Annotated in this window: 5 protein-coding genes; 1 reads left to right on the top strand and 4 read right to left on the bottom strand. The window is 66.4% G+C overall.

Going from position 1 to position 5,343, the window contains the following annotated elements; translation table 11 throughout:
- Together Q0R16_RS03280 and Q0R16_RS03275 are read right to left on the bottom strand one after the other, a co-directional pair.
- Positions 1-878, bottom strand: an 878-nt coding sequence (locus Q0R16_RS03280) for an AarF/UbiB family protein (protein ID WP_295631857.1), incomplete at its 3' end; no start/stop codon positions are given.
- Between the two features lie 10 nt (positions 879-888).
- A complete protein-coding gene (locus Q0R16_RS03275; RefSeq protein ID WP_295631854.1) occupies positions 889-1,620 on the bottom strand; it encodes a class I SAM-dependent methyltransferase in 732 nt (243 codons plus the stop codon).
- A 59-nt stretch (positions 1,621-1,679) separates the two neighbouring features.
- On the opposite strand from Q0R16_RS03275, the gene mutM reads away from it, so the two are divergent.
- Complete coding sequence (gene mutM / locus Q0R16_RS03270; RefSeq protein ID WP_295631851.1) at positions 1,680-2,492, top strand: bifunctional DNA-formamidopyrimidine glycosylase/DNA-(apurinic or apyrimidinic site) lyase; 813 nt, start codon at positions 1,680-1,682, stop codon at positions 2,490-2,492.
- Positions 2,493-2,626: 134 nt separating this feature from the next.
- Here the strand turns inward: mutM and Q0R16_RS03265 are convergent, their stop codons facing one another.
- Both Q0R16_RS03265 and Q0R16_RS03260 read right to left on the bottom strand, forming a co-directional pair.
- Positions 2,627-4,060 carry an efflux transporter outer membrane subunit gene (locus tag Q0R16_RS03265; RefSeq protein WP_295631848.1) on the bottom strand — a complete coding sequence of 478 codons (1,434 nt, stop codon included), beginning with the start codon at positions 4,058-4,060 and terminating at the stop codon, positions 2,627-2,629.
- Positions 4,057-5,343: efflux RND transporter permease subunit (locus tag Q0R16_RS03260; RefSeq protein ID WP_295631845.1), on the bottom strand; the 1,287-nt coding region annotated here is incomplete at its 5' end. The genes Q0R16_RS03265 and Q0R16_RS03260, both read right to left, overlap by 4 nt.

Here is a 5,343-nt window from a genome sequence, read left to right as displayed (position 1 = left end):
ACGAACAGGTTGCCTTGGTGCATGTCGGCGTGGAAATAGCCGTGGCTGATGGCTTGCGTCAGGAAAGCCAGCACCAGCCGCGACGCCAGCGCCTTGCGATCGTGCCCGGCGGCCTCGATCGCGGCCTGGTCGCTGATCTTGATCCCGTCGATCCAGTCGAGCGTCATGACCCGGCCATTGGTGCGGTCCCAGTCGATCGCGGGGACGCGATAGCCGTGATAGGCGGCCATTGCGTCGGACAATTCGGAGGCCGATGCGGCTTCGCGGCGCAGATCGAGTTCGCGCACGGTCCAGCGCTTGAAGTTGGCGATGGTAAGTCGCGGGCGCAGGCGGGTGGCTTCACCGCCGAAGGCTTCCAAGTGCGCGGCGGCCCATTCGTACGTCTCGATATCGCGCGCGAACCGCGCCGAAACGCCCGGGCGCAGCACTTTGACCGCGACCTGGCGGCCCTCGATCGTGGTAGCGCGGTAAACTTGTGCGATCGACGCCGAACCGACCGGGGTTTCGTCGAACGTGGCATACAGCGATTCGAGCGGGCGTTCGAAGCTGCCCTCGATCTCTTTCCGAACGGCTGCAAACGGCACCGGTGGCAAACTGTCCTGCAACGTGAGCAGGTTGCGCACCGCGTCTTCTCCCACCACGTCGGGGCGGGTGGCAAGGCTTTGCCCGAGTTTGATCGCAGCCGGGCCGATCGCACGGAAGGCGCCGGCGAAATCGGGAGTTTTGGGCTGGATCGTGCCGAACCGTGCGATCCTGCACAGTCGGCGCACGGCAGGAGGCGTGTTGGGATTGCGCTCGATCGGCCGCAGCGCGCCGTGGCGCGCAAGCACGCGGCCCCAGCCGAGCAGCCTCAGGATATGCGTGGCAGGACGGGCCAAGGTGAGTGCCTTACGCCTTCCAGCCAGAATGGATCGCGACAAGCCCGCCAAGGATCGGTTCGACCCTGGTGTTGATGAAGCCGGCCTGCTCGATCATCGCCTTGAACTTGGGCATCGGCGGAAAGCGGCGGATCGATTCGATCAAGTAGCGGTACGAATCTTCGTCACCCGCGATGGCCTTGCCGATCTTGGGCACCAGCTTGTGCGAATAGGCATCGTAGATTTCGGCGAAGCCGGGCCATTCGGTGGTCGAAAATTCGAGGCAGTAGAACCGCCCGCCGAACTTGAGCACGCGGTATGATTCGGCCAGAGCGCGGTCGATGTGCGTGACGTTGCGAATGCCGAAGGCGATCGTGTAGGCATCGAACGCGCGATCGGGGAAGGCCAGCTCCTCCGCGTTCTGGCACGACCAGACCAGGCCATCCAAGCCCTTCTTCATCGCACGTTCCACGCCCACGTCGAGCATGTCCTGGTTGATATCGGCCACGGTGATCTGTGCGCCCGATGGCTCCATGCGGAAGGCGATGTCTCCGGTGCCGCCGGCCATGTCGAGGATCGCCTCGCCGTCGCGCGGCTTCACACGGCGAACGAACGTGTCCTTCCACAGCCGGTGCATCCCCACCGACATGGCGTCGTTCATCACGTCGTATTTGCGCGCCACGCCCGAGAACACCGCGCCGACGCGCGCAACTTTCTCGTGCTCGGGGACTTCTTCGTAGCCGAAGGAAACAGTTTCGCTCATAGGCTGGGCCATAGTCAGGAATTGCCGGGCGCGCAAAGCCTGTTAGGGGCATGCGCACGATGCCCGAACTTCCCGAAGTCGAAACCACCGTGCGCGGGTTGGCGCGCGTGCTCGAAGGCCGCACGATCACGCGTGTCGAAGCGCGCCGTGCCGATTTGCGGCGGCCCTTTCCGGTCGACTTGGCGCAGGCGTTGACCGGCGCGCGGGTGACGGGTCTTACGCGCCGGGCCAAGTACGGCCTGATCCATACCGACCGCGATCGCACGATGGTGTTCCACCTCGGCATGTCGGGGCGTTGGCGGATCGATCCGGGGGAGATCGGCAAGCACGATCATCTCGTCATCGATACGAGCGACGGGCAGACTTTGGCGCTGAACGACGCACGGCGGTTCGGGTCGGTCGATCTGGTGGATACCGCGCGGCTGGACGAGTGGCCGGCTTTTGCCGCGCTTGGGCCCGAACCGCTGGGTGAGGGACTGACTGCCAATCACCTAGCGGACGCGTTCGCAAACCGGATCGCTGCGGTGAAGCTGCTGTTGCTCGACCAGCGGATCGTGGCGGGGCTGGGCAATATCTACGTCTGCGAAGCGCTCAACCGCGCGAAAATCCACCCCGAGCGCGAAGGTGGCAAGGTGACCAAGGCCTCGCTCGCCCGGCTGGTTCCTGAGATCCGCGCCGTGTTGGAGGAGGCAATTCTCGCCGGCGGTTCGACCTTGCGCGATTACGTCCGCCCCGATGGCGAACTGGGCTATTTCGCCAAGGACTGGCGGGTCTATGGGCGCGAGGGCGAGGTGTGCCCGTGCGGCGGGACGGTCTTGCGGGTCCCGCAGGGCGGAAGATCGAGCTTCTTCTGCGCGAAATGCCAGAAATAGGGCGGGTTCACCGACCCCGTTCGGGCTGAGCTTGTCGAAGCCCTGCTTTTCCCTTGGAACCCAATGCCAGGCTCAAAAGGACAAGGACAGTGCTTCGACAAGCTCAGCACGAACGGGTTGGGGGCTAGAGAGGGTCAGCGCGCTACCGGCTCCCAGCTTCCGCCGATCGCCTGCACCAGTGCCACCGCCGCCGCCTGGCGGTTGACCACCGCCTCGATCCGCGTCTGGCGGGCGCTGAACGCGGTGTTCTGCGCGGTGATCACGGTGGTGTAGTCGACGATGCCCGACAGGTACTGGTTGCGCGCGATGGCCTCGGCCTTGTCCGCCGCAATCGCCGCTTCGTCGCGGCTGCGCGAGACATCGGCGTAGGCGGCGATCGCGGCGAGGTTGTCCTCGGTCTGCTGGAACGCGGTGAGTGCAGCCTGACGATAGACCGCGGCGGCCTGGTCGAACTGCGCGCGCGCTTGTGCTAGCCGGGCCTTGTTCGCGCCGAAATCCAGCAGGCTCTGCACGCCCGACAGCCCCAGCGACCAGAAGAACACCGGCGCCGAGAACAGGTTGCCAAGCGAGGTGGCCGACAATCCGGTGCTGCCCGACAAGTTGAATTGCGGGAAGAACGCCGCGCGCTGGATGCCCACGCCGGCGTTGGCGGCGGCAACGCGCCGCTCTGCGGCAGCGATGTCGGGGCGGCGCTGGAGGATTTCGGACGGGATCGTCGATGGCACTTGCGGTATTACCGGGTTCCAAGCGGCCTGCGCCAGCACGAAGGTCGACGGATTTTCGCCCGCCAGCACCGCGATCGCGTGTTCGAGCAGCGCGCGCTGGCGGTCGAGATCGCGGCGCTGGGCTTGCGCGTTCGCAAGCGAGGTCTGCGCCTGGTATACGTCCGAATGTGCGACGGTGCCGGCGTTGTACTTGTTGGTCGTGATCGTCAGCGCCTTGCCATAGGCCGCAACGGTCTGGTCGAGTAGCAGCCGTTGCGCATCGATCCCGCGCAACTGCACGTAATCGGTCGCGAGTTCGCCGCGCGCCGCCAGCGTGGCATTGGCCAGATCGCCCTCGCTCGCCTGCGATTGCGCGCGTGACTGGCTGACCGCGTTACTCAGCTTGCCGAACAAGTCGGGCGCCCAGGTCGCGCCAATCTGCGCGCTGAAGCGGCTGCTGGTGCCGCCGCCGACCTGGGTGGTTCCTCCGCTGCCGTTGGAGACGTTGCTGCTGGAGTTGTGGTTCTCGGTCGCGCCGACCTGGCCGGTGACTTGCGGAAACAGCGCGGCGCGTTGTTCGCGCACCAGCGCCCGCGCGGCTTCGTAGGCGGCGCGGAACTGCGCGACGTTCTGGTTGTCCGCCACGACCTTGCGCTCCAGCCCGTCGAGCACCGGATCGTTGAACAACAGCCACCATTCGCCCTTGGCCACCGCGTCCGACGGGGTGGCGGCGGACCAGCCCGGAGCTTCCTTGAACTGCGCGGGGAGCGGGACCGTCGTGGGCGGGCGATAATGCGGCGCGAGGTTGCAGCCGGCGAGCGTGCTTGCGATGAGCGCGGCGGTGAAATGGCGGGTCTTGGTCATGCTTTGGCTCCGGCGGTGCCGTCAGGATCAGTGGCGTGGCGCGCGTAGATCGTCTCGTTCTTGCCGCGGCGGCGGAAGCGGTCGAGCGCGAGGTAGATCACCGGCGTGGTCAGCAGCGTCAGGAACTGGCTGGCGATCAGCCCGCCGATGATCGCGATGCCCAGCGGGCGGCGCAGTTCGGCGCCATCACCGAACCCGATCGCCAGCGGCAGCGCGCCCAGCGCCGCGGCCAGCGTGGTCATCAGGATCGGGCGAAAGCGCAGGATCGCGGCCTCGCGGATCGCCTCGGCCGCGCTCATCCCGCGCGACCGTTCGGCATCGAGCGCGAAGTCGATGATCAGGATCGCGTTCTTTTTCACGATGCCGATCAGCAGGATGATCCCGATGAACGCGATCAGGTCGAACTGCCCGCCCGTCACGATCAGCGCGAACACCGCACCCACGCCCGCCGAGGGCAGCGTGGACAGCGCCGTCAGCGGGTGGATCGCGCTTTCGTACAGGATGCCCAGCACGATATAGATCGCCAGCAATGCGCTCAGCACGAGGATCGGCATCGACGATGTCGATTGCTGAAATACCTTGGCGGTGCCGCCGAAATCGCCGTGAACCGTGGCGGGCAGGTTGAGTTCGGACTGGACCAGCGCGATCCGCGCCGACGCGGTGCCGAGCGAGACCCCCGGCGGCGTGTTGAACGAGATGGTGGTCGATGGTTCGGCGTCGGTGTGATTGACTTGCGCGTTGGTCGAGCCGGTCGACCACTTCGAAATCGCCGAAAGCGGGATCATGTTCGCCGGCGCGGTGCTGATCGCGCTGCCCGCTGCCGCGCCGCCCGATGCGGCTGCGGTGCCGCTGGTCGAACCCGGGGTGTTGGAAACGGGGGTGGCGCTCGTGGTCGTCGCGGTCGCGCGGCCGGAGGTTGCCGCCGGTTTGCTCGATGGCAGGTAGATGTTGGCCAGCGCGTTGGGCGATCCATTGAACGCGGGCGCGGCTTCCATCACCACGTGGTACTGGTTCAGCCCTGAATAGATGTTCGCAACCTGCCGCTGGCCGAAGGCGTCGTACAGCGCGGCATCGACCGCCGCCATGCTCACGCCCAGCCGTGCCGCGGCGTCGCGATCGACCTCAACGAACACGTCGGCGCCGGCGTCCTGCTGGTCCTGGTCGACGTCGGTCATGACGTCGGCCTGCTTTTTGAGCGCGGCGGTCAGCCGGTCGGCGGCATCCTTCAGCGCGGCGGCGCTGTCGGCCTTGAGCACGTACTGATAGGTCGAGCTGGTCTGGCG

Source organism: Novosphingobium sp., assembly GCF_025351285.1.
Taxonomy (GTDB): domain Bacteria; phylum Pseudomonadota; class Alphaproteobacteria; order Sphingomonadales; family Sphingomonadaceae; genus Novosphingobium.
The sequence above is the reverse complement of the archived record's forward strand: the minus strand, read 5'-3'. Positions and strand labels throughout refer to the sequence as shown.

Bases quoted from the DNA above. Each gene is read 5' to 3' on its own strand.
- Q0R16_RS03265 (WP_295631848.1), bottom strand. From the start codon at position 4,060: ATGACCAAGACCCGCCATTTCACCGCCGCGCTCATCGCAAGCACGCTC.
- Q0R16_RS03275 (WP_295631854.1), bottom strand. From the start codon at position 1,620: ATGAGCGAAACTGTTTCCTTCGGCTACGAAGAAGTCCCCGAGCACGAG.
- mutM (WP_295631851.1), top strand. From the start codon at position 1,680: ATGCCCGAACTTCCCGAAGTCGAAACCACCGTGCGCGGGTTGGCGCGC.